The organism is Shewanella sp. SG44-6, assembly GCF_014164185.1.
GTDB classification, from domain to species: domain Bacteria; phylum Pseudomonadota; class Gammaproteobacteria; order Enterobacterales; family Shewanellaceae; genus Shewanella; species Shewanella vesiculosa.
In genome coordinates this window covers 1-26,449 of sequence record NZ_JACJER010000068.1, presented here as the reverse complement: position 1 = coordinate 26,449, position 26,449 = coordinate 1, and the positions used below count along the sequence as shown (strand labels likewise).

21 protein-coding genes are annotated in these 26,449 nt (G+C 43.7%); 2 read left to right on the top strand and 19 right to left on the bottom strand.

Annotated elements, in window-relative coordinates:
- Positions 1–536 precede the first annotated feature (536 nt).
- Together secA and H5185_RS13295 are read right to left on the bottom strand one after the other, a co-directional pair.
- Entirely contained in the window at positions 537–3,257 is a 2,721-nt protein-coding gene (secA, locus tag H5185_RS13300; RefSeq protein WP_182742344.1) for a preprotein translocase subunit SecA, read from the bottom strand.
- Between the two features lie 58 nt (positions 3,258–3,315).
- Positions 3,316–4,215 (bottom strand): M23 family metallopeptidase, encoded by a 900-nt coding sequence (locus tag H5185_RS13295; RefSeq protein WP_124018384.1) that lies wholly within the window; start codon positions 4,213–4,215, stop codon positions 3,316–3,318.
- Positions 4,216–4,242: 27 nt separating this feature from the next.
- On the opposite strand from H5185_RS13295, the gene H5185_RS13290 reads away from it, so the two are divergent.
- Entirely contained in the window at positions 4,243–4,695 is a 453-nt protein-coding gene (locus H5185_RS13290; protein WP_124018383.1) for a DUF721 domain-containing protein, read from the top strand.
- 4 nt (positions 4,696–4,699) lie between these two features.
- On the opposite strand, the gene lpxC is transcribed toward H5185_RS13290, so the two are convergent.
- The 15 genes from lpxC to mraZ all read right to left on the bottom strand — a co-directional run bounded on the left by lpxC (position 4,700) and on the right by mraZ (position 21,718).
- Positions 4,700–5,620 (bottom strand): UDP-3-O-acyl-N-acetylglucosamine deacetylase, encoded by a 921-nt coding sequence (gene lpxC, locus H5185_RS13285; RefSeq protein WP_124018382.1) that lies wholly within the window; start codon positions 5,618–5,620, stop codon positions 4,700–4,702.
- A 209-nt stretch (positions 5,621–5,829) separates the two neighbouring features.
- Entirely contained in the window at positions 5,830–6,996 is a 1,167-nt protein-coding gene (ftsZ, locus tag H5185_RS13280; RefSeq protein ID WP_124018381.1) for a cell division protein FtsZ, read from the bottom strand.
- Between the two features lie 26 nt (positions 6,997–7,022).
- Positions 7,023–8,258: a cell division protein FtsA gene (gene ftsA / locus H5185_RS13275; RefSeq protein ID WP_124018380.1), complete on the bottom strand. Its 1,236-nt coding sequence runs from the start codon at positions 8,256–8,258 to the stop codon at positions 7,023–7,025.
- The gene (locus H5185_RS13270) at positions 8,259–9,026 is read right to left on the bottom strand and encodes a cell division protein FtsQ/DivIB (RefSeq protein WP_182698919.1); all 768 of its coding nucleotides are present in this window, start codon (positions 9,024–9,026) and stop codon (positions 8,259–8,261) included.
- A 124-nt stretch (positions 9,027–9,150) separates the two neighbouring features.
- Complete coding sequence (gene murC / locus H5185_RS13265) at positions 9,151–10,605, bottom strand: UDP-N-acetylmuramate--L-alanine ligase (protein WP_124018378.1); 1,455 nt, start codon at positions 10,603–10,605, stop codon at positions 9,151–9,153.
- A gap of 1 nt (position 10,606) precedes the next feature.
- A complete protein-coding gene (gene murG, locus H5185_RS13260; RefSeq protein ID WP_182742343.1) occupies positions 10,607–11,710 on the bottom strand; it encodes an undecaprenyldiphospho-muramoylpentapeptide beta-N-acetylglucosaminyltransferase in 1,104 nt (367 codons plus the stop codon).
- Entirely contained in the window at positions 11,710–12,924 is a 1,215-nt protein-coding gene (gene ftsW / locus H5185_RS13255) for a cell division protein FtsW (RefSeq protein WP_182742342.1), read from the bottom strand. The genes murG and ftsW overlap by 1 nt, the downstream gene beginning before the upstream one ends.
- Entirely contained in the window at positions 12,914–14,236 is a 1,323-nt protein-coding gene (gene murD / locus H5185_RS13250) for a UDP-N-acetylmuramoyl-L-alanine--D-glutamate ligase (protein WP_182742341.1), read from the bottom strand. Before murD ends, ftsW begins: the two co-directional genes overlap by 11 nt.
- A gap of 22 nt (positions 14,237–14,258) precedes the next feature.
- Positions 14,259–15,341: a phospho-N-acetylmuramoyl-pentapeptide-transferase gene (gene mraY / locus H5185_RS13245; RefSeq protein WP_124018374.1), complete on the bottom strand. Its 1,083-nt coding sequence runs from the start codon at positions 15,339–15,341 to the stop codon at positions 14,259–14,261.
- A complete protein-coding gene (gene murF, locus H5185_RS13240; RefSeq protein ID WP_182742340.1) occupies positions 15,342–16,730 on the bottom strand; it encodes a UDP-N-acetylmuramoyl-tripeptide--D-alanyl-D-alanine ligase in 1,389 nt (462 codons plus the stop codon).
- A complete protein-coding gene (gene murE, locus H5185_RS13235; protein WP_182742339.1) occupies positions 16,727–18,217 on the bottom strand; it encodes a UDP-N-acetylmuramoyl-L-alanyl-D-glutamate--2,6-diaminopimelate ligase in 1,491 nt (496 codons plus the stop codon). The genes murF and murE overlap by 4 nt, the downstream gene beginning before the upstream one ends.
- Entirely contained in the window at positions 18,204–19,952 is a 1,749-nt protein-coding gene (locus H5185_RS13230) for a penicillin-binding transpeptidase domain-containing protein (RefSeq protein ID WP_124018371.1), read from the bottom strand. The genes murE and H5185_RS13230 overlap by 14 nt, the downstream gene beginning before the upstream one ends.
- 11 nt (positions 19,953–19,963) lie before the next feature.
- Positions 19,964–20,278 (bottom strand): cell division protein FtsL, encoded by a 315-nt coding sequence (ftsL, locus tag H5185_RS13225; RefSeq protein ID WP_124018370.1) that lies wholly within the window; start codon positions 20,276–20,278, stop codon positions 19,964–19,966.
- Positions 20,279–20,292: 14 nt separating this feature from the next.
- Positions 20,293–21,234, bottom strand: coding sequence for a 16S rRNA (cytosine(1402)-N(4))-methyltransferase RsmH (gene rsmH / locus H5185_RS13220; protein WP_011639222.1), 942 nt, complete (start codon positions 21,232–21,234; stop codon positions 20,293–20,295).
- A 25-nt stretch (positions 21,235–21,259) separates the two neighbouring features.
- A complete protein-coding gene (gene mraZ, locus H5185_RS13215; RefSeq protein WP_182742338.1) occupies positions 21,260–21,718 on the bottom strand; it encodes a division/cell wall cluster transcriptional repressor MraZ in 459 nt (152 codons plus the stop codon).
- 1,032 nt (positions 21,719–22,750) lie between these two features.
- On the opposite strand from mraZ, the gene H5185_RS13210 reads away from it, so the two are divergent.
- Positions 22,751–23,071, top strand: coding sequence for a hypothetical protein (locus H5185_RS13210; protein ID WP_124018368.1), 321 nt, complete (start codon positions 22,751–22,753; stop codon positions 23,069–23,071).
- 11 nt (positions 23,072–23,082) lie between these two features.
- On the opposite strand, the gene glpK is transcribed toward H5185_RS13210, so the two are convergent.
- Positions 23,083–24,579, bottom strand: coding sequence for a glycerol kinase GlpK (glpK, locus tag H5185_RS13205; protein ID WP_182742337.1), 1,497 nt, complete (start codon positions 24,577–24,579; stop codon positions 23,083–23,085).
- 309 nt (positions 24,580–24,888) lie between these two features.
- Positions 24,889–26,241 (bottom strand): outer membrane protein transport protein, encoded by a 1,353-nt coding sequence (locus H5185_RS13200; protein WP_182742336.1) that lies wholly within the window; start codon positions 26,239–26,241, stop codon positions 24,889–24,891.
- Positions 26,242–26,449 lie beyond the last annotated feature (208 nt).

The following is a 26,449-nucleotide window of genomic DNA, read 5'->3' as shown; positions in this document are numbered from 1 at the left end:
ACATTCATCGTTGCATTGAGTTTAAATTTTTTGATTGCCAACATTCCGAAGAACAGAAGACAATTTCGAATAACTCAATACCTGTGAATGTCCACACAGATTACTTGATAAATTGTTAAAGAGCGTGATGTCAATTTTTCAGACATCGCCGTAAGACGCTAGGTCGTTGGCTTGGGCTGCGTATTCTACGCAATCCCTTTATGGCGTCAAGTGTTTTTTCAAACTTCTTTTTGCCTGTTATCAACACCACTAAGTGGTTGCTCATAACGCTAACCGGTTTTTGCTTTCGCTGTCTGCCGTGTCAGTGGATGCGCATTATAGGCAGCTTAAGATTTAGTGCAAGCGCTTTTGTGCAAAAAAATGATCTTTTTATGATCTTTTTTCCATTTGACGACTTAACTACATGATACCCACTATTTACCCCCAAAGTTATCCACAGAAGGCTAATTTTGCAGTGTATTTTATGAAACTAGAAACAAAAAAAGGTAGCGAATAATCGCTACCTTTTTTATCTAACATCAATAGTGAACCGAGAGTTAACTGAGTTTACCGTGACATTGTTTGTACTTTTGTCCTGAACCACATGGGCATGGATCGTTACGGCCTATTTTCTCGCCTTCACGGATCACTGTTCTAGGAGCCTCGACTTGCTGCTCTGCAGTATCACTTAATGCTTCTGCTGATGAGTGTTGATAAGCCAGTTTAATCTTTGCTTCTTCATCGCGGCGACGTTGCTCCATTTCATCAACATCTGATTGTGCTTGGACTTGTACTTTAGACAATACACTTATCACGTCATTTTTTAGTGTTTCAAGCAGTTGTTGAAATAACTCAAACGATTCACGCTTATATTCTTGCTTTGGATTTTTTTGTGCATAGCCACGTAAATGAATACCTTGGCGCAAATGATCCATAGCCGCTAAGTGTTCTTTCCAAAGGCCATCTAGCGTTTGTAGCATTACCGCTTTTTCAAATTGACGTAATACTTGTGCACCGACCATTTCTTCTTTAGCTTTATATAAATCACTCCATGAAGATAAGATCCGTTCGCGTAGCGTCTCTTCATGCAGATTGTCATCTTCATCTAACCATTTTTGAATCGTTAGCTTTAGACCAAACTCGTTACCAAGGCGTTGTTCAAGTCCTGATACATCCCACAGTTCTTCAAGTGATTGCGGTGGAATATATTGATCGACGATTCCGCTGATCACATCTTGTTCAATATTCTGAATTGTATCTTGGATACTCTCAGCATCCATTAACTCATTACGTTGTGCATAGACAACTTGGCGTTGATCATTAGCCACATCATCATATTCAAGTAGCTGCTTACGAATATCAAAGTTACGCGCTTCTACTTTACGCTGCGCATTTTCAATAGCACGTGATACCCATGGATGTTCGATGGCTTCACCTTCTTCCATGCCAAGCTTCTTCATCATGCCTGATACACGGTCAGATGCGAATATACGCATCAAGCTATCTTCCATCGACAAATAGAAACGTGAAGAACCCGCATCACCTTGACGACCAGCACGACCTCGTAACTGATTATCGATACGACGAGATTCGTGACGTTCTGTCCCTAGGATGTGTAACCCACCTGCAGCAACCACTTCATCATGACGAATCTTCCAATCGGCTTTAATCTTGGCTTTCTGTTCTGCGGTAGGATTATCTAGTGCTTCAATTTCCATGTTCCAGTTACCGCCTAATACGATATCTGTACCACGACCAGCCATGTTAGTTGCAATTGTTACTGCACCTAAACTACCCGCTTGAGCAACGATCTCAGCTTCTTTTTCATGGAATTTAGCATTGAGCACGCTATGAGGGATTTTGGCTTTTTTCAATAACGTATTAAGCAGTTCTGATTGCTCAATAGATACCGTACCCACCAATACTGGTTGACCGCGTTCGCGGCAACTTTCGATATCCTTAATAATCGCGGCATATTTCTCTGGCGCAGTAAGATAGACCAAATCGGCCATATCATTACGAACCATTGGACGGTTTGTCGGAACAACAACCGTGTCTAAGCCATAGATATGCTGAAATTCAAATGCTTCAGTGTCAGCGGTACCGGTCATACCGGCAAGTTTTTCATACTGTCTGAAATAGTTTTGGAAAGTGATAGAAGCCAGAGTTTGGTTTTCATTCTGGATTTTAGCGCCTTCTTTAGCTTCCACTGCTTGATGTAAGCCTTCAGACCAGCGACGTCCAGGCATAGTACGGCCGGTATGTTCGTCGACAATGATGACTTCATCATCTTGAACGATATAATCGACATCTTTTTCAAACAAGGTATGTGCGCGAAGTGCTGCATGAACATGATGCAATAGCGAAATATTCGTCGCAGAGTAAAGCGAGTCGCCTTCGGCTAACATACCTTTTTCAATTAAAAGCAGTTCAACTTTCTCTTGACCACGTTCAGTTAAATGAACCTGTTTGCCTTTTTCATCAATACTGTAGTCACCTTCGCCAACATAATCTTCGGTGTCTTCTTTATCTTGAGCAATAAGGCTTGGGATCAATAAATTAATTTTAGCGTAGAGTTCAGAGCTGTCTTCTGCGGCACCGGAAATAATCAGTGGTGTACGCGCTTCATCAATTAAAATTGAATCGACTTCATCAATAAGGGCATAGTGCAATGGTCGCTGAACACGCTCTTGTGGCGAAAATGCCATGTTGTCGCGAAGATAGTCGAAACCGAATTCATTATTGGTACCGTAGGTAATATCTGCGTTGTAAGCTTCTTTCTTTTCGAATGAACCTAAACCCGCGATGTTTATACCGACGCTTAATCCTAAAAACTCAAACAGTGGACGGTTATTCTCAGCATCACGGGTTGCCAAGTAATCGTTCACGGTAATAACGTGAACACCTTTGCCCGTTATGCCGTTAAGGTAAGCAGGCAAAGTTGCCGTAAGTGTTTTACCTTCACCGGTTCGCATTTCAGCAATGCGATTACTGTCGAGTACCATGCCGCCAAGTAACTGCACGTCAAAATGGCGCATATCGAACACACGCTTAGATGCTTCACGAACAACAGCAAATGCTTCTGCCATAATGTCATCTAACGTTTCGCCATTTTCTAAACGTGCACGGAACTCTGCCGTTTTCGCTTTCAGTTCTTCATCAGAAAGCTTTTCGTAATCTGCTTCTAATGCATTAATTTGAACAACAATTTTTCCAAGACTTTTCAGGGTGCGGTCGTTGCGACTTCCGAATACTTTTGTCAGTAGTTTGCCTAACATCTTAATCACTTATCTGTTGTAGGTTTGGCTCATTTGAGCGCATTAACCGTTAATATTATTAACTTGCTTTGCGGTAAACGTATTTCTGTGGATCTATTTGTTGTTTACCACGCAGCACTTCGTAATGCACATGGGGGCCGGTTGAACGGCCTGTGCTTCCCATACTGGCAATTTTATCGCCTTTGGCAACCACGTCACCTACGTTTACTGACAGAGATTTATTATGTCCATAGCGAGTGCGAAGACCATTACCATGATCTATTTCGACTAACTCACCATATCCAAGCATTCTTCCTGACCATGTTACAACGCCTGCAGCAGTAGCTGTAACATCCGCCCCTTCTTTGCCGGCAAAATCAATGCCTTTATGCATCGTTCGTCGGCCGCTAAAAGGGTCATTTCGTAAACCATAGGGCGAAGATAACCAACCTTTATCGATTGGCCGCCCTGATATATAACGCTCTTCATCTATATGGAGATTAGATGCTACTGTTTCAAGTAGTGATAGCTGAACGTTATTATTATCAATTCTAGATGCCAGCTTATTCATTTCATCGATAAGCTGACTTAATTCGACACCATTGCCGATTTCGCTCAATCCGCCGATACCGACTTCTGTAGAGAAATCAAATTGGTCATCAAGGAGGTTATTTTGCGCTACTTGCTGCCCAAGGGCTTCAAGTCGGGTGATTTTGGCCTGCAATTTTGCCACGTGAGTGACTAAAGATGCTAGCTGGGTTTCAGTTGCAGTTTTGAGTTCTACCACTTGTTGCTTTTGCTGTTGGCGCAGTTGCTTATTTTCATCAACTTTCGCTTGTTGGTTAGCAAAACGCTCAGTGCTGTATTGATATATTCCTGTGCCGGTGGCCATTAGAATAATAGGTAGGAGTAACCAACGCTTACTTGGTTGCCAGCGCGTTACACCATTTCGACCTTGGATAAAAACTGTTACACTCATAGCCTAATTCAGCCATCTTATTATCATATGAAAAAGCCCCCTCAAGATCTCAGCAATTTAGTCCATTTGTCTGGGAGACTGCCTGAACTGGCCGAGAAAGCAGAACTACTTAATAATCTGAATCGTTATGTAAAACAGACATTAAGTGGCCCTGTGGCTGAGCAGCTAAAAGTCGCTAATCTCCGCCAGGGTGTTCTTGTTATTGAAACGACATCCGCAGCATGGGCTGCTAGAATAAACTTTCAAAAGCAGAAGCTATTAAAACAGCTTCAAACTGACACACTTCCGATGCTTACTGCTATTGAGGTGAAAGTCAATCCTGGGCTTGCCTTAGCAAAACCACAATCTCAAACTAATCAAAATGTGATCAGCACCACTGCAGCACAGCATATTGAAGCATTAGCAGAACATGTCGATGGTTCTCTAGGTGAAAAACTAAAACGGCTGGCTGCATTAGCCAGCCGTAATAGGCAATCTTAACGGGTTAAACGTGCGCCAACGCACCTGGAACCATGAAGCTGACAGGCACATCAGCCTCTTTGTCAAAGCTGACTAACTCCCATGCTTCTTGCTGAGCAAGTAATGCACGCACAAGTTGGTTGTTTAACGCATGCCCCGTTTTGTAAGCCGAAAATTCACCGACAATTGCATGACCAGCAACATATAAGTCACCAAATGCATCGAGAATTTTATGCTTAACGAATTCGTCTTCATAACGCAGACCATCAGGGTTTAATACACGATATTCGTCAAGTACAACGGCATTTTCCATGCTGCCACCTAATGCAAGATTATTTGCACGTAGGTATTCAATATCCCGCATAAAACCAAATGTTCTGGCACGACTAATGTCTTTTACAAACGCTGATGTCGAAAAATCCATCACCATGTGTTGTTGACTGCGGGCAATTTCAGGGTGAGCAAAGTCAATTTTAAAATCAACTCTAAAGCCTTTAAAAGGTTTTAACTCGGCCCATTTATCACCATCTTCAACACGAATAGGCTTAGTGATTTTTATATATTTTTTCGCTGCAGCTTGTTCTTTAATACCTGCGCTTTGCAGTAAGAACACAAAAGGGCTTGCACTGCCATCCATAATCGGGATTTCTGGTGCATCGACTTCGATAATAGCATTATCGATGCCTAAGCCAGCAAGTGCTGCAAACAAATGCTCAATAGTTGATATTCGAATACCAGCATCATTGACAAGGGCAGTACACATTGTGGTTTCACGAACCATATCGGCCTTGGCTGGAATAGACACAGCAGGGCTAAGATCGGTACGCTTGAGTACAATCCCTGAATTCACTGGTGCGGGCTTAATGCACAGAGTCACCTTGTTGCCAGAATGTAATCCGACACCAGTGCTCTTCACCATCTTTTGAACAGTTCTTTGAAAAATCATTCAGTAGCCCATAAATATCAATATTAAACAAATAGTTGCAATAATAGCCTCAGGCTATCATGCATAACTGGTACAACATGCTACCATAAATTTAGTTTTTCACAAAAAAAACGCCAAATACGTTGCAAATTGTAAACCTGTTTACAAAATAACCTTTATCAGCACATCGCGCTCATTAGTCACGCTAAACATTGCGTTTTATCCGTCTATTAATCCGCTTGCTTACGTAAGAATGCTGGAATATCAAGATAATCAGCATCAGTACGTTGCGCTGGTTGAGGCTGTGGTACAGCATTACCTTTTGGCGCAGCATAGCTTTGTTGTGATACAACTTCATCAACGGGTTCTGGACGAGGTTCTATCGCAACAGGTTCTGGACGAGCAACAGGCTTAGACACTAGCTGAATGTCTGGCTTTTTCTCAGCGCCAATACCAGTAGCAACAACAGTTACACGTAATTCATCACTCATTTCAGGATCAATCACAGCACCAACAACAACAGTAGCGTTATCAGATGCATAAGCTTTAACATGGTTACCCACTGTTTCAAGCTCTTCAATAGTGATATCCATACCAGCAGTAATGTTAACTAGCACGCCACGAGCACCGGCTAAATCGATATCTTCTAGTAATGGACTGGCAACAGCAGCTTCTGCAGCTTCTTCTGCACGATCATCACCACGAGCAACACCAGTACCCATCATGGCATTACCCATTTCAGACATCACGGTTTTCACATCGGCGAAATCGACGTTGATAAGACCTGGGCGAGTAATAAGCTCTGCAATACCTTGAACGGCACCTAGTAATACGTTGTTAGCTGCAGCAAAGGCATCAAGTAGTGATGTACCACGACCCAATACTTTTAATAACTTTTCATTTGGGATCGTAATTAACGAATCAACATGTTTAGCTAATTCAGCAATACCAAGTTCTGCATATGCCATACGCTTTTTCCCTTCAAAAGGAAAAGGCTTAGTCACAACAGCAACCGTTAGAATGCCTTCTTCACGCGCAATTTCAGCCACGACTGGTGCAGCACCGGTACCGGTACCACCGCCCATGCCTGCAGCGATAAAGATCATGTCAGACCCTTTTATTGCTGCACGAATGTTCTCGCGATCTTCTTCAGCAGCTTGACGACCGACATCAGGATTTGCGCCAGCACCAAGGCCTTTAGTAACATCGCGCCCTAGCTGGATAGTTGAACCCGCACTTGATTTACGTAGTGCTTGTGCATCTGTATTTGTGACGATAAATTCAACACCTTCGATGCTGTGTTTTACCATATGTTCGACAGCATTTCCGCCGCCGCCACCGACGCCGATGACTTTAATCACCGCTTCGTCTGAATGTGTATCCATGATCTCAAACATTGTCTGATCTCCGTTTGTCTGCGTTATTAAAATTCACCTTTAAACCAACTTTTGACCCGATTCAAAAAGCTGGTAACCCCTTGTCGCTCAGGTCGCTCGAACTGTCGTTCGATAACTCGCCTTGCGCCATAATGAAGCAACCCTATTCCGGTAGAATAGATTGGTTGATCCACATATTCGTATAATCCTTTAACTGGTAGCGGAGAGGCAACACGAACTGGCATACCAAAGGTTGCTTCTGCAATTTCAACGGCACCCGATATCGATGACGTTCCTCCGGTAAGTACAATCCCTGCAGCAATTTGATCTTCTAATCCGCTATCTTGTAACTGCTTAAGCACAAGCTCAAACAATTCTTGGTATCTTGGCTCTACCACTTCTGCCAGCGTATGACGTGACATGCTGCGTGAAGGTCGACCACCTACTGATGGTACTTCAATACTGTCTTCACGACTGACGGTTGAACTTCTGGCACTGGCAAATTGCACCTTAATTTGTTCTGCATGCGTTAAGGGCGTTCTGAATATCTTGGCGATGTCACTGGTGACTTGGTTACCCGCTACTGGGATCACCGCACAATGCCGTAATGCGCCGTTGGTATATACAGCAATATCGGTTGTTCCACCACCAATATCAACAATACACACACCTAAATCTTTCTCATCATTTGTGAGCACTGAATCTGCGGAGGCGATACCAGAAAACACTAAATCGTCAACTTTTAGCCCACAGCGTTCAACACTCTTAGTAATATTTTTGGCCATATCATTGGCACAGGTCACGATATGCGCTTTCGCTTCCATACGCATGCCCGACATGCCAATTGGGCTCTTAATCCCGTCTTGAACATCGATAGAATATTCTTGTGGCAATACGTGTAAAATACGACGTTCTGTCGGGATCTTAACCGAGCGCGCGGTATGAATAACGTTGTCAACATCTTCCTGAGTCACTTCTTCGTCGTTAATCGACACCATGCCATTTTCATTTTGACAAGCAATGTGCTTACCCGAAATGCTTAAATACACAGAGGCAACCTGACAATCTGCCATAAGCTCTGCTTGATCTAACGCTCGCTGCACGCTGCGTACGATAGAGTCGAGGTCATTTACGCCGCCTTTGTCCATACCGCGAGAAGGATGATTACCTAAACCAATGACACTAATTTCACCATCAGGTAATACTTCGCCAATGATCACTGCGACTTTGGATGTCCCTATATCTAACCCCACGATGAGGTTTCTTTCCTGATTTTTGGTCATTTATTGTCGACTCTCTTTTTCTGAATCATCCCAACCTACGGCGAACCCGGTATCGTAACGTAAATCAACGGTTGCAACGGGTTTATCACTCTGCTTCAAAGTAGGATACACATTTATAAAGCGTTGTATCCTTGCCATTTTATCTTCTCGACCAAGTTCAATTTGAATGCCATTAGCCAATACTGCATGCCAAGCATGACGTGGACTTAGGCGTAAACTGGCCAACTTAAACTGGTTTATCGTCAATAACTCATCTAACTGCTTATAGCTAGTCAAGACTTCCATTTCAGCCCCTTCAGGGCCATATAACTTAGGTAACGTATCATGTTCTGCATGCGCTAACGCATCAAAAACCTCACCATTAGTATTGAGCCAAGACACTTCATTCCAATGCGCTACAGCTTGCTGCTCTTGTAAAGTGATCTTAAACTTTGCCGGCCATTCACGCCTAACAGATGCATGATAAACCCACGGCAAAGCTTCTAATGCTTTTTGAACATCCGCAACATCGGCACTAAAAAAACTACTTTGCATTAATGATTGCAAGGCGTTCTTTATCTCGTCATCGGTGGTATAAATTCGCTCGCCTTTAATGGCAACCGCTTCAATTGGTAATGCATCTGCATCATTGAGCAGATCATGCAATTTCACCCCACCCCATACTACGGTGCCAAGTACACTGCATAAAAACAGTACGCCAGTGCAAAAATACCAATTAACACGAGCCAGTTTATGTTTTAGTTGCCGCCCTTTATCGCTCCACGACACCTTAAATCCGCCTCTGATATTGTTCCGGAGTTAATCCCAAAAGATCGGTCATTATATAGACCAATCCAGAAGGTTTAAAGCTCGATTTTTACACGCAATAATTGGTGAAAAATCAATCGCTTTATTACTCTTCAGCAAGTACTTTACAACCCAGATTATTCTGAGCTAATTCTTTCGATAAACTACCAATATTACCTGCACCCTGGGTCATGAATAAATCACCATGTTGCAATACATCAGGCAATACCGCGGCTAGCTGATCTGGACTGGCAATAAAAATAGGGTCTATCTGGCCACGTAAGCGAATAGAGCGACATAAAGCACGTCCGTCCGCACCGGGAATAGGCGCTTCACCAGCGGCATAAACATCTAATAATAATAAACAATCTACTTGCGACAACACATCGACAAAATCTTCATATAAATCACGGGTACGGCTGTATCGATGCGGCTGATATGCCATAACTAGGCGCTTATCTGGCCAACCAGCCCTAGCCGCTTTAATCGTTGCTAATACTTCACTTGGATGATGACCGTAATCATCCACTAGCATCACATTGCCATTAGGTGTTTCAAATTCACCTAAATGCTGAAAACGTCGACCAATACCTTCAAATTGCGCAAGCGCTTGCACAATAGCGCTATCATCAATGTCGTCTTCACTGGCAACAGCAATCGCAGCTAATGCATTAAGTACGTTATGCTCGCCTGGTAAATTAAGCACAATATCGAGATTTTCTTTATTGTGACGTTTCACCGTAAAGCTTGACTGATGGCCGTTTTGAGAAAAATTAATCGCCTGTACATCGGCATCGTCACTAAAACCATAGGTCACAACTTGTCGGCCAATACGCGGCATGATTTCGCGAATAACCTCATCATCAATACACATAACGGCTACACCGTAAAACGGCAGGTTATGTAAAAAATCAATAAAGGTGGTTTTCAGCTTTTCAAAATCACCACCATAGGTATCCATGTGATCGGCTTCAATATTGGTGACCACACTCACCATTGGTTGCAAATGTAAAAAGCTTGCATCACTTTCGTCTGCTTCAGCAATAAGGTATCGACTAGTGCCTAAGCGAGCATTGGTACCTGCACTATTGAGTAAACCACCGATGACAAATGTGGGGTCACGTTCAGCTTGACCATATACACTGGCAATTAAGCTAGTAGTGGTGGTTTTACCGTGAGTACCTGCAATGGCAACACCATGGCGATAGCGCATTAACTCGGCTAGCATCTCTGCACGACGTACTATCGGAATACGTAATTCTTTGGCTGCGATAATCTCAGGATTTTGCTGGTTAATCGCTGTTGAAACCACGACGACATCAACCTGCTCAACACTTTGGGCCTGATGGCCAATAATGATTTTCGCACCCAAACTGACTAAACGTTCAGTCACACTATTGATGGCAATATCCGAACCGCTCACTTGATAGCCTTCATTCACTAGCACTTCCGCAATCCCACCCATGCCAGCACCACCAATGCCAACAAAATGAATGCGTTTGATCCGTCTCATCTCAGGGATCATGCTACGAAGCTGTGCGTATTTTTCTGTCTTTGTCATTTCAACCCTTTCTCGCAAATGAGGCACAAATATCTGCTACTCGTTCAGTGGCATCTAATACTGCTACACCTCTTGCTTTAAGCCCCATCTGGGCTAGTTCTTGTCTATTCTCAGCAAATAACTGCAACTTTTCCGCAAGATTATCTGCATTTAAAATGGTTTGTGGTAATAAAAATCCTGCGCCAGCATCAACAAGTACCGATGCATTTACGGTTTGGTGATCATCCACTGCATGTGGATATGGCACTAAAATACTCGGTAAGCCCACTGCGGCCAATTCTGATACAGTAAGAGCACCTGATCGACAGACTACGACATCAGCCCAACGATAAGCGGCTTCCATATCATCAATAAATTCAGCAACATTGACACTGTCGGACTGCCCAAGCTGTTGGTAGTTAGCCTTGACACTTGCTTGGTTGTTTTTGCCCACTTGGTGCCAAACTGTCAGTGAATGATATTTGCATAAATGAGCCACCACCGCAGGCATAACGTCATTCAATACTTTTGCGCCTAAACTGCCACCCACCACTAGCACCCTTAACGCATCTGCTTGTGGGGTTTTAATATGTTCGCCTAACTCAATCAGCTCTTGGCGAATGGGATTGCCTACCACCTCAACATTGGCCACATTACTGGCAAAGGTATTAGGAAATGCACACAAAACCTTTTTGGCAATCTTAGACAGCAATTTGTTGGTTAATCCTGGAATGGCATTTTGCTCATGCAACACCAGCGGAATACCAGATAATTTACCCGCCACGCCACCAGGGCCACTGGCAAACCCGCCCATCCCTAGAATGACGTCGGGCTGAAAGTCATCAATCACAGCTTTAGCTTGAATAATTGAACGTATAATTTTAAACGGAGCCGCTAACTTACGTATGAGCCCATTACCCCGCACACCTTTAATATCGATAAATTCAATATCAAATCCATGCTGTGGCACGAGACGAGCCTCCATACGATCGGCTGTACCTAGCCAACGTACTTGCCAACCTTTGTCAGCTAAGTACTTTGCTACTGCTAGTGCCGGGAAAACATGCCCACCCGTACCGCCAGCCATAATCAATATCTTAGGAGAACGGCCAATATTACTGTTCATTAACTTGTTCTCCCTTTTACAGCTTGTACCAAACTAACTCGACGTTCATGATCTATCCTAATGAGCAACATCACCGCAGCGGTCATAATCCACAAACTACTGCCACCATAACTAATAAACGGCAGCGTAAGCCCCTTGGTTGGTAACATACCAATACTGGCTCCCACATTAACGACTGTCTGAAAACACACCCAAATGCCTACACCATAGGCGACATAACTTTCAAAAGGAAGTTGCATTTTCAAACATAAATTACCCAGTCTAATCGCACGAATAGCAATGAAAAACAGTGCGCATAACACCATAATAATACCAATAAACCCTAGTTCTTCACCGATCACCGCAAAGATAAAGTCAGTATGCGCTTCTGGTAAATAAGCAAGCTTCTGAATACTGTTACCTAGCCCCTGACCAAACCAATCACCCCGACCGTAAGCCATCAACGATTGCGTTAACTGATAACCACTGCCGAAAGGATCTTCCCATGGATCCATAAACGAAGTCACTCGTCGCATACGATAAGGCTCAAATAACACCAGCAATACGAATGTCGCTACGCCTAGTAACACCAACACCATAAAGTCAGTAATGCGAGCACCAGCCAAAAAAAGTAGGCTTACAGTACACACGAACAACACGACCACAGTACCCAAATCGGGCTGTAATAGGATCAACACAGCGAACAAACCGTAAACGCCAATCGGTTTGTAAAAGCCTTTACGGTTTTCACGCAATTCACCATGACGACGAACTAAGTAACCCGCCATGTAAACAATAAACACAAACTTGGCCATTTCGGCGACTTGGATCCTAATGGGACCGATAGACAACCATCGACGCGCACCATTTACCGATGTGCCAATAAACAGCACAGCGATCAATAAGACCAGTACTCCAAGCATCAACATGCCGCTATTTTTTTCCCAATAGCTAACTTCGAACTTAAGCACCACAAATGCAATCACCACACAGCCAACAAGATAGAGCACATGGCGGTACATAAAATAAAATGGATCGCCTGTCAGCTTAGTTGCTTCAGGCATTGACGCGGACATCACCATGACAAAGCCAAAACACATCAAACCGACTATCGCGACGAGAAAACTACGGTCATACAATGGCATATCAGGTGTTTGTTCACCTGATAATAACGAGGGTAAAGTCCAATTAAGGCCTCGTTTAAACAAGCTCAGTTGCTGCTCGTTATTCGCCATCGGCTAATGACTCCACACATTGTCTAAAATCATCACCGCGAGCCATAAAGTTCTTATACATATCTAGACTGGCGCACGCCGGAGACAATAATACGATATCACCAGACGATGCTAACTCAGCGGCTTTTGTAACGGCCTCTGCCATCGATGTTACCTCGATAGCTCCTGATTTTAATTTGGCTATTTTGCGCCCATCTCGGCCCAAGGTAATCAATTGAGTAATATTGGAAAGCGGTTCTGCAAGGGGACGAAAATCGCTGCCTTTACCATCGCCGCCAGCGATCAAGTATAAATCGCCTAAATGCGAGTTAAGCCCTTCCAGTGCGGCAACTGTTGCGCCAACATTAGTCGCTTTGGAGTCATTGATGTACGTCACACCTTGTTTCACACCGACAAGCTCACAACGATGGCTTAAACCAGCAAAGGTTTTAGCCACTTCAATCATGGACTCTTTACCAACCCCGCAAGCATCCGCTAATGCCATTGCGGCTAATAAGTTAGCGTGATTATGGCTGCCAATTAAGGTCACTTCATTTAGATTCATAATTTCGCTATCACCATGAAAAATCTTGCCATCACTTAATCCCCACGCATCACCTTCAGGCACGCCTAAACCAAAATTATTTTGATTCATTGGTTCAATTGGATAAGTTAATTCATCATCGCGGTTATACATGACAAAACGGCTTTGTGGATATAAACGTAACTTTGCTTCGCGGTAGGAGTTTAGGTCGCTATAGCGATCCATATGATCTTCGCTAATATTAAGGCATGTAGCCGCAATACAATGTAACGAAGCAGTGGTTTCAAGTTGAAAACTCGACAGTTCAAGTACAAAAAAATCAGCATTTTGAGGCAATAAATCCAGCGCTGGCGTACCAATATTGCCGCCAATAGCCACCGACTTACCGGCCGTTAGCAGCATGTCATATACTAAGGTCGTTACTGTAGATTTACCATTTGATCCAGTGATACCAACAACACACGGTTTTCTATCCGCTATCTCTCGGGCAAATAACTCAATATCACCAATCACTTCAATGCCCATGTCTAATGCCGCACGCACTTCAGGCGTATCAACAGGCACACCTGGGCTAATGATAATTTGGCTAGCCTGAACTAAATAGCGACAATCAAACCCACCGGCTAATAACTCAATATCGGCAAACTCTTGCGCCAAGGTATCTGCACCGGGCGGATGACGACGACTGTCCATCACTAAAGGTTTGATGCCTTTAGTCGCTAAAAAACGCACGACCGAGAGCCCTGTAGCCCCCAAGCCTAAAACAATGTGCGTGTATTGAGTTTGCATAATACTGACCTTTATTAATTGCTTAGCGTAATTTTAACGTCGCAAGACCTAGTAACACTAAAAACAACGAGATAATCCAAAAACGCACAATCACCCGCGGCTCTGGCCACCCTTTTAACTCATAATGATGATGGATCGGCGCCATACGAAAAATGCGTTGGCCGCGTAATTTATATGAGCCCACCTGCAGGATCACCGATACGGTTTCCATAACAAAAACGCCGCCCATAATCACCAGCAAAATTTCTTGGCGAACTAAAATGGCAATCACACCTAAAGCTGCGCCCAGAGCTAATGAACCCACATCGCCCATAAACACTTGCGCTGGATAAGTGTTAAACCATAAAAAACCTAAACCTGCACCTACCATTGCGGTACACACAATCACTAACTCACCCGCTAAAGGTAAATGAGGGATATGTAAATAACTGGCAAACTGAGCATGACCAGATAAGTAAGCGATTAATGCAAAAGCTGCGGCGACCATTACGGTTGGCATAATCGCCAAGCCATCTAAGCCATCTGTTAAATTCACCGCATTACTCGCACCGACAATGGTGAAGTACGCTAAAACAATAAACATCATGCCTAACTGAGGCATAATATCTTTAAAAAACGGCACCACTAATTGGGTTTCCCCACCCATGGTCGAGGAGCTATATAAAAACACTGCCACCACTAACGCAGCGATAGACTGTAGAGCATATTTCCAACGAGCAATCAGGCCCTTAGTATCTTTTTTTACCACTTTACGGTAATCATCAATAAAGCCAATCGCACCAAAAGTGGCTAATACGAATAAGGTAACTAACACGTAACGGTTAGATAAATCACCCCATAACAGCACGCTGATAAAAATACCCGCAAGGATCATTATGCCGCCCATGGTCGGCGTGCCACGTTTGCTAAAGTGTGACTCAGGGCCATCACTTCGAACCACTTGGCCAATTTGCAGCATTTGCAGGCGCTTAATTAGTATCGGCCCCCACCACAAACTAAACACCAATGCGGTTAACAAGCCTAAAATAGCCCGAAACGTTACATATGAAAAAACGTTAAACCCAGAATAAAACTGGGTTAAATACTCGGCTAGATAAACCAGCATCTACACTAACTCCCCACGCCCATAGGCATCTAATAAACTGTCCACAACTCGCTCCATGGCGGCGCTGCGGGAACCTTTAACTAAAACTGTGATGTGACCTGTGGTGCTTGCTAACTGTTTTTTTAATGCCACGATCAACGCTTCTTGAGCTGGAAAATGCTCACTACCGAATGCTTCACTGGTATTGGCCGATAACTGACCACAACAAAACAGCGACTCGATTGTTGCATTTTTAGCCTGCGTTCCGATGCTAGCGTGCAAAGGGGCGGCATTGTCGCCTAATTCGCCTAAATCTCCCAGCACTAAACAACGATATCCATCACGTTGTTGCAACCAATCAATTGCTGCACTCACGGATGTTGGATTAGCGTTATAACTATCATCAATTAATAACACTCGGCCAAGTTCATGTGGCTGCATGCGCCCTTTTACGGGTATGAGTAAATCAAAGCCTTGGGCAATGTTAGTAAGCGATAATCCCAACGCAATCGACATTGATGCCGCGGCAAGAGCATTGCTCACTTGATGCATTCCAGCCAATGGCAAATGTACCTGCACATGCTGGCCGTTAAACGCCAATGTAAATTGATAACAACCATTAGCATCGGCCACGATATTTGTTGCGGTAACGTCTGCATCAACATTCATGTCACATGAAAAACGTAATTGTTTATGGTCTTTGGAGCGTTGCAGCATAAAATCGGCAAACTTATCGTCAGCATTAATAATCGCTGTGCCATCTTGTGAAAGATGATTAAATATCTCCGATTTTGCCTGTGCAACTCCTTCAAGCGACCCAAATCCTTCAAGGTGAGCACTGCCGACATTATTCACTAGTGCGACTCGTGGATGGACTAATGATGAGGTGTAATCAATCTCACCACTATGATTTGCACCAAGCTCAAATACCCCGTATTCGTCGCCTTCACTTAAACGCATCAAGGTTAATGGCACGCCAATTTCGTTATTAAAATTACCTGCAGTAAATAACACTTTATGGTGCTGAGCTAAAATAGTGGCTAGCATTTCTTTAACACTGGTTTTACCGTTTGATCCGGTCAATGCCACGCAAATAGGTGCCACAGCTTGACGAACAAACATGCCTATCTGACCTAGCGCCTTTTGGGTATCGGCGACCACAATTTGCGGGATATCGGCGCCAAAAGGATGATCCACTAATAAATGATCAACCAAAAGTGCTTCTGCACCATTGTTTATGGCTGTTACGGCAAAATCATGGCCATCAAAACGCTCGCCTTTTAAAGCAACAAATAAGCATTGCGCGCTAATATTTCGGCTGTCAGTACTGACATTGTTAATCAACCTATCTTGGCCTGTTAACATGCCATTAAGATGCTGAGCCAATTCCGACAAAGTGACGCTAATCATGATGCCTCCTGAGACAAGGTTAATGCTAACGCACGTTCATCGTAGTCAATTCGCTCACCAGCCACTTCTTGATAGGTTTCATGGCCTTTTCCAGCAAGCAGTACAATATCGTCAGCTTGTGCCAATGACACTACACGGGTAATCGCTTCAATACGGTCAACCTGGCTAAGCACATTTTGCGGTTGACTAATGCCCTGCAAAATATCATCGATAATGGTTTGCGGATCTTCACTGCGGGCATTATCGCTAGTGATCATGACTTTATCTGCATACTGTTCTGCGGCTTGTGCCATTAAAGGCCGTTTACCTTTATCACGATCGCCGCCACAACCAAATACACACCATAATGTGCCTTTGCAGTGCAGTCTTAACGCTTTTAATGCTTGTTCAATGGCATCTGGAGTATGAGCGTAATCGACCACTAAAGTAGCCTTATTCATTGAAGCAAAACGCTCCATACGACCAGCCACAGGCACCAGTTTTGGAATGACGGCCAATATTGATACCATTGCCATTCCTTGAAGGTACAAAGCAGAGATCGCGGCCAAAAGATTCGATAAATTAAAGGCACCTAATAACGGTGAACTAAGCGGCGTACTTACTCGTTGGCCGCTATCGATCTCGACAAAATGTAGCGTTGCAGTAACACCAGCATCATGATATTCAATAGCGTCACAGTAAAAGTCGGCTGAAGTATTACCCTTAATACTGAAAGATTTATGCTTATCATTTGCCAGTTCAGTCAGCCATTTTGCGCCAACAACATCATCAATATTAATCACCCCGTGTTGGACACTAGGAAATTGAAATAGGCGTTTTTTAGCCGCGGCGTAAGAGTCCATATCACCGTGATAATCTAGGTGATCACGGCTTAGATTAGTAAACACAGCAATCTCAAACGGCGCCGCTTCGACACGCCCTTGGACTAAGCCATGGCTTGAGACTTCCATCGCACACACTTCGGTGCCTTGAGCAATAAATGCACCAAGCTGACGCATAATGGTGATCGCATCGGCAGTGGTATTACCGCTGTCAACAAGTTGCCCCCATAAACCATTGCCTAATGTGCCCATAACGGCGGCTTGATGACCAAGTAAGGCTACTATTTGCGCGATAATTTGGCTGACCGAAGTTTTGCCATTAGTTCCTGTGATACCAATTAATGACAACGACTGACGGTTGGACAAATAAAACTGCGCGGCAACGGCCGATAACTGCCTACCTAATTGGAAAAAATACACTAATGGCACGTTATACTGAAGGCGATCGACTAAGCCATGTTCATCTGGATTATCAGTATGGATAAGTATTGCTGTAGCGCCTGCTTGAACCGCTTGAGAAATGAATGATCGACCATCAACTTTATAGCCAGGCAGGGCCACAAATAAACTGCCAGCTTTCACTTCACGGCTATTTAGGGTTAAACCACTAATCGATTCGCGACCAGAGTAATGGAACCATGGCACTAATAAATCATTTAATAACATTGGTCTGCGCTCCTCGCGCAGTAGCCAAATGAACGGCTTCCTGCTCTGAAATAGGTTCAACATTAAGCATTTGTAAAGCACCAGACATAATTTTAGCAAAGGCGGGACCCGCTACGTCGCCACCGTAATACTTGTCACCTTTTGGTTCATTAATGACCACAGAAATCGCTAAACGAGGGTTATGAACTGGAGCCACACCGGCAAATAAAGCAACATAATCATCGCCATAACCACCTGCTACCGCTTTACGGCTAGTACCGGACTTACCGGCTACAGGGTAGCCATCAATATGAGCTTTAGTTCCCGTGCCTCCCGTTTCAGTAACCCCAACGAGCATTTCCATAACGTCATAGGCGACTTTACGTGAAATAACCTGCTTACCTTCGGGCGCCTGTTTCAGTTTTAAAATAGACACAGGGTACAGTATTCCACCACTGCCTAAGGTGGCGTACATACGGGCAATTTGTAACGGAGTGGCAGTAAAACCATAACCAAAAGACAGAGTGGCACGCTCAAAGTCAGACCAACGATGACGATTATGAATTAACCCAGCACTTTCACCGGTTAAATTGATCCCTGAATAATTGCCGACTCCCATAGATTGGTAAGTGCCTAATAATTGTTCAATGGGCATAGACAAGGACAGTTTACTAATTCCTACGTTACTCGACTTCACCAGAATTTTGGCTAAGGTCATGTCACCATAATTACTCGAGTCACGCACTTGACGCCCGCCAATACGCATCCAACCAGGCGATGTCGATATCAATTCATTGACTTTCACTGTGCCAGCTTCAAGCGCGGCCGCGACAACAAAAGGTTTAATTGTTGACCCTGGCTCAAATGTGTCAGTTAAGGCACGATTACGCATGCGGTGTGGCTGCAAATTATCACGGGCATTAGGGTTATATGAGGGAGTATTGACCATCGCCAACACTTCACCCGTATTGACGTCTATCACCACCACAGACCCAGATGTCGCTTGGTACACTTCTGTTGCACGCTTTAATTCACGGTAGGCTAATTGCTGAATACGCTGATCAATACTGAGCACTAAATCGTTAGAGCTTTCGCCCTCTTGGACCATATCTAAACGCTCAACCACGCTGCCATCGCGAGATTTACGGACTTTTTGCTTAGAGGGTGTGCCTGTTAACCAGGTATTATAAGTATTTTCAATGCCTTCAATGCCGACATCGTCGATATTGGTAATACCGATTAACTGAGCAGCAATTTCACCTGAAGGATAATAACGGCGAGATTCTGCTTTAAGGTAAATGCCACCTATTTTCAACTGCTCAATGTAGTCTGCAACGGCGGAGGTTACCTGACGTTTTAAGTATACAAAGCGCTTATTCGGGTGATTTTTAACTTTATCCACCAGCTCATCGACTGGCTCTTGCAGTACATCGGCAAGAGCTTGCCAACGGCGCATATCTTTAAATGCATCTTGGTCATGAGCGTGTTTAGGATCGGCCCACACCGCTTGCACAGGCACACTGACTGCGAGCATATCGCCATTGCGATCAGTGATTAAACCTCGCTGAACTTGGTTACTGGTTGTGCGTAAGGTGCGCATATCACTTTCGTGACGGAGTTTATCTGGCTCAATAATTTGAATATAGGCTGCACGGGCAACTAAACTGCAAAATAATAGCAATACGAATCCCACCACAACGTATAAACGCCATGGGATGAGTTCGTGACCTAATTTCTGCTTCGCTTGTCTAGCCATATTCCCTATGCTCACTGGACTCGAATGATAACTTCCTCCTTAGGAAGCGGCCGAGACATGTTTAGTTCTTTGGTTGCAATTCGAGTCACACGACTGTGCTCTGATTGCGATTGTTCTTCTAATAATAAGTTTCGCCATTCAATATCTAAGCGATCTTGCTCTTGCAACAATTGATCCCACTGAGTGATCAATTTACGCGTTACATGACTGGTATAAACTACGGCTACACCATTGATTACAATTAATAAAATAAGAAGCAACACCCATTTGTGCTGCCACATATCGAGTAATACAATTCGAGGTAAATTTAATGGTGATTGGCTCACATTACCCTCGATAGTTAGTAATCCAGACGCTCTGCAACTCGTAACACTGAGCTGCGCGCGCGTGGATTTAACTCTAATTCTGCATCAGAAGGCTTTAGTGCTTTACTCACCGCCTTTAATTTACGCGATTTATTAAGCTCGGCCTCCATGATAGGTAATCCATGTGGCACGCTTTCACCTTGGCTATGGCGGCGTATAAAACGCTTAACCATACGATCTTCTAAAGAATGAAAACTGATCACTGATAAGCGACCTTGGGGAGCTAGCACAGCTAAAGCACCTTCAAGCGCTTGATCTATTTGCTCTAATTCACTGTTGATATAAATGCGGATAGCTTGAAACACTCGCGTGGCAGGATGCTTATTTCGCTCTTTATTTTTGGTGATCCGCGCGATCAAATCAGCTAAGTCTTTCGTGCGTAAAAAAGGCGTTTTTTCACGATCGGCTGCAATGCATCGTGCAATATGGCGCGAATTTTTTTCTTCACCATAAGTTTTAAATACCCATGCCATGTCTTCAATTTCTGCACGTGCTATCCATTGGGCTGCAGTTTGACCTTGGCTATTGTCCATACGCATATCGAGCGGGCCATCGCGTAAAAAACTAAAGCCGCGTTCTGCATCGTCTAATTGTGGCGACGACACGCCAAGATCAAGCAATACACCATTGATTTTGCCCGTCAGACCAAGTTCTTCGACATATTCAGCTAATTGACCAAAGCCACCGTGAACAATTTGAAAGCGTGGATCATCAGCAAACTGTTTAGCTGCCTCAATCGCTTGCGGATCTCTGTCAATCGCAATTAGGCGACCGTTTTCACCCAAATGACTTAACACATGACGCGAATGCCCACCACGGCCAAAGGTGCCATCAATGTAGATGCCATCACTTTGGATGTTGAGTCCGTCTACGGTCTCATTGAGTAATACAGATAAATGGGCAAACTCTTGGCTCATTGGGTTCTTCTAACCTTTTAGATAACTACAGTGAAAAGTGTGCCAAGCGTTCATTGCTGGCTAAATCTTGGCTTTGAATGAGCGTATTGCCATCATCCATTTGTTGTTGCCAAGCTGACTCTTCCCATAATTCAAATTTATTCAGTAAGCCCACCAGCATGGTTTTCTTTTCTAAGCTGGCGAAACTTCGCAATGCCGGCGGAATCACAATACGTCCGTGGCTGTCTAGTTCACAATCTTGTGCATGACCTAGTAATTTTCGTTTAAAGGATCGCTCAAGTGGATCAGTGTCAGAAAGCAGTCTCAACTTTGCTTCAATCAGCTCCCATTCGTGTAACGGATAAATCAACAAACAAGCGGCATCAATATCAACGGTCATAATCACAGTGCCGGCATGCTCCACACGTAACGCATCACGGTATCTCGCTGGAATAGCGATCCGTCCTTTTGCATCCATGTTGATTGCACTGGCGCCACGAAACACGTTATTTAGCCCTTATTGTTATCATTTGATCCACAATGATCCACTTCTTCCCACAAATGCTAAGTTTAGGGACTCTATGCAAGTGTTGTCAAGCAATGGACAGATATATTAAATCCATACCCCAAGCGGGTTAGCAGCAAATTAATATCAAGCGGGATGAATGACAGAGCCGTCTGAAGAAAACAGCTAAAAATCAGGGTAAATGAGTTAAACCAGAGACATAACGGTCACTTTATCGGCTAAAATAGACTGGAGATCTTTTTTATTAAACTTACTTTATGGTTCGAATACTCCATCTTTATATCGTAATACTGCTCAGCTACTCGGTTTTAAGTTCATTAAAAATTAACAAATAGTCGACTGGGTCTACTTTATACGGCTAAAAACCACTTAATCTTACCTTTATATTTACCCATTGCTCTCGATAGCAGTATGTAACGCGCAGTTTGTAAAGCACACAAACTCATGATTAACCTTAATAGACATTTTGCTTAAATAAGCAGGGTCGCAATACTTAAGCAATTAATCATCATCAAATTATGGTTAACATCCACGGTTAAATATCACAATGTTGGACATTAAAGGCCCTATGTTAAGGGCAAGCATTTTATCAATTCATCTCGTAATCACAGTTAATTTTTCTTAATGCCTCAAAAGGTACAAGGTTGAATTAGCTCAATGGATAAATGGTAAAAAGCGCTAACGAATGCAAGTGAACGACAAGGTGAATACGCAAAGACTACATCCAGCTCGCGCTTAATACCTGGCTGAGTTGAAGTAGGAAAGTGTCGCGATGTTGGTATTATTCTGCTAGCGTGGGGTGATGATTGAACAAATTTAAAGCAATTGAAGATTAACATGGCTCATGTTATCTACTTTCGGCAGTGGGTAGCGATAACGCCAATGATCCACCGGATAAAAGCGCTTCCTAAATGAGCTTCTATCTAAAAGATTACATTTTAATCAATTTGTGCCGATAAACAGTTAAGGTGGTTAACAATCACATTCATTTAACCAATATGGGAGAGCATCATGAGTATCGATAGCATTTATGCCATGTTAGCTAGGCCAGTACAGGCGGTGAGTGAGCGTAAACGGATTGTTGAAAACGTCAAACATACCAGTGCTATTAGCGCCGACAGCCACGAGGCGCCACAGTCACAATTGCCACCTAATATTGCTCATAAAGTCCCGATTCAACGCCAAGAAGCCCCTCGTCAAGAAAGGCGTTCTAAACCGAGAACCGTTAATGAGAAAAAAAATGGCGCTAGCCGAATTAGACCAATGAAAACGGATAAGCGATTCTCCACCCGTGGAGAAACCACCAGCCAGCATATTGATATTGAAGTGTAATGCTTACTTCGTTAAGCAAAGTTACCGTTTGGGCTGACTTGCGACACAGCTTGCTTCCACCCCTGGTACAACTTTGCTCGAGTAGCTTCGTCCATAGTTGACGTAAACTCGCGCTCAGTAGACAACATAATCTGCAACTCATCAGTCGACTGCCATACCCCAACAGCTAAACCCGCTAGAAATGCAGCCCCCATAGCAGTCGTTTCAGTGACCCGAGGACGAATAACCGTTGCACCTGTAATATCAGCTTGAAATTGCATTAAAAAGTCATTTGCCACCGCACCACCATCGACTCGAATTTGTGTTAACGGCACATTAGAATCTTTACTCATGGCATCCAGCACGTCACGAGATTGATATGCAATGGCTTCTAATGCTGCACGAATAATATGGTTTCGATTAGCGCCGCGGGTTAAGCCTATGATGGCACCTCGGGCATCAGCATCCCAATAAGGGGCACCTAAACCCACAAATGCTGGCACCAAGTAGACGCCATTCGTGTCATCCACTTTGTCGGCAAAATATTGGGTGTCACACGCATCGGCAATAAGACCTAACTCATCACGGAGCCATTGAATAATAGCGCCCCCCATAAATACCGAACCCTCTAGGGCATAATTCACTTTTGTGTCAGCCCCAATCGCAATGGTCGTTAATAAACCATGAGTTGACTCAACGGCTTTGTCACCGGTATTCATTAACAAAAAGCAGCCAGTACCATAGGTATTTTTTGCCATACCAGGCTCAATACACAATTGGCCAAATAATGCCGACTGCTGATCGCCAGCCATCCCTGCGACAGGAACTGGGTTGCCTGCAAGTTCGGTATAGCCATAAATGGCGCATGAGGGTTTCACTTCAGGTAACATCGAACGAGGGATATTAAACAGATTGAGTAACTCTTGGTCCCACTGTTTAGTGTGAATATTAAATAACATGGTTCTAGATGCATTGGTTGGTTCGGTCACATGAACTTCACCTTGAGTGAGTTTCCACACCAGCCAAGTATCAACCGTGCCAAACAATAGATCACCGGCTTCAGCTTGTTCACGGGCGCCTGCAACATTATCTAAAATCCACTCAATTTTTGACGCCGAAAAGTATGGATCTAGTACTAGTCCAGTTTTTTGGCGCACCATATCTTCAGCCCCTAAGGCCTTATGATGCTGACATATTGCCTGGCTGCGGCGACATTGCCATACAATCGCATTACATACCGGCTTACCAGTATGCTTGTTCCAGACTATAGTGGTTTCACGTTGATTAGTAATCCCTATTGCAGCGACATCATGACGACTAATTCCTGCTCGAGTCAGTACTTCCACCAGCACTGAACTTTGTGAAGACCATATCTCCATAGGATCATGCTCTACCCAACCAGCTTGCGGATAATGTTGAGTAAATTCACGATGAGCCACGGCGACAATATTCGCGAGATGATCAAACACAATGGCACGAGAACTTGTCGTGCCTTGATCTAAAGCGACAATGTATTTTTTGGCAGCCATCTGAGTTCCTATATCATTTTAATATGATTATTTTTGTATTATTTGTCTATTTAATAAACCCATATCACATACTAGATCGACAAATATAATTATTGCAGGCAATTGCCTTTACTAATATCCAAGGGGTTAATTATCTAGTCACACCCGCAGGAATGTAAATTACGGTGATCATGGTTTGAAAGCATAGTACCGCGCGACTCAAGTTATCACTGTTATTACGATAAAAATAATCTTACGTTTTATCACTATTTAACTAATAAAAAGGCCTCGCAACTGCGAGGCCTTAACGATCAACACTAGCAGAGCTGATTACATCTTATAATTTAACTGAATACCGGTTAACCATACATCGCCAGTTGCTTCACCAGTAAAGTTCACTGCAGCAAGGCCTACTAGATCTTGGCTCTCAGTAATCGGTGCATCACCATATGTGCGAATGTAAGTCACACCCAGATCAACATTCAGATTTTTAGACACTTGGTAACCAGTACCCACACTGAACCATAAACGGTCAGAATCAGGAATGGTTGTGGTACGGTGTTGATCATCAACCGCTGTTTTATCTAGCGCCATACCAGCACGTAATGTCCATTGGTCATTAAGGGTATAAGTAGTACCAAGGGCATAACGCCAGTTGTCTTTAAAGTTCTCTTCTTTAACTACGTCTGACTCTAGGTTACCTACAGGCTTAACATCACCAGGAAAATACGCCACCAATTGCTCGAATACGCTCCATTCAGTCCAATTCACACTGGCATGCATAGCCCAGTTTTTAGTTAACTGATGATAAGAAGCAAGCTCTGCAAATGCAGGCAATTCAACCGGTAAGTAGCCTTCGATTTCAATGTTTTGGCCGCCATTATAAATTACACCAGACACATGACCGTCTAATTTAAGATCGACACTACTGTGATAAGCCAAACCGATGCGGTTAGCTGAGTTAATTTGCCAGCTCGCGCCCGCTTTCCAGCCATAGCCAACATCATCACCTTTCATTGACTTTAACTCGGTTCCACCAGAAGGTAAGCGCGCACCAATACTTGCAGGTAAGTTAGGGGTAGCTTTAATTGCATCAATCCAACCTGGAGCGGTTGCACCAACTTCACCTTCGCCATATACCACTCGAAGACCTGCGCCAACGGTAAATGAGTCATCTACACGGTAGGCTATATTAGGATTAAATTCGACCGTAGTAATTGAGGTTTTACTGCCAAAAATAGCCGCCGCATCCGCTACCGGAATATCGGTGGCTAAACCATAGTTAGAATTAATCGCTAGACCCCAAGTCCATTGATCATTCAACTGATTTGAATAATAAAAGTTCGGTACTAGGGCATTGTCGGCAACATCATATGCGTCAGCACCTATGACTAATGGCTCTGAACCTAATAATGGTGAAGAAATAGCCACATCGCCAACAACATCAACATTCGGCATAACATAGATGCCACCCGCTGACACTTGGCGGCCTTCTAGATAAGCCAGCATGGCTGGATTACGCGCTTGAGTTGACGCATTGTCTGCAATAGCAGCTTCACCAGCAAATGCACGGCCTAAACCTGTTGCTGAATATTCTGCAAGTTGGAAACCTGCGGCGTTCACTTGAGTTGTTGCCCCAAATACAATGGCGCTTATCGCCAGTGTTAACACTGTTTTTTTCATTATGATTCTCTGTGTTTAGATTCAAACTGCATAAATCGACTGATATAGAGCAAAAGCTCGATTTAAATGAAGTCGTCAGTGTACTGATCCAAAAAAGCTTTGCAACAGCACAAAGAGACCGAACAAGAAGTGAGTGATTGAATTTCAAATTGTGATCGTGATCAAACTTTTGATTTAATGATTTTTCGGGGAAGGATAAAACGGTATG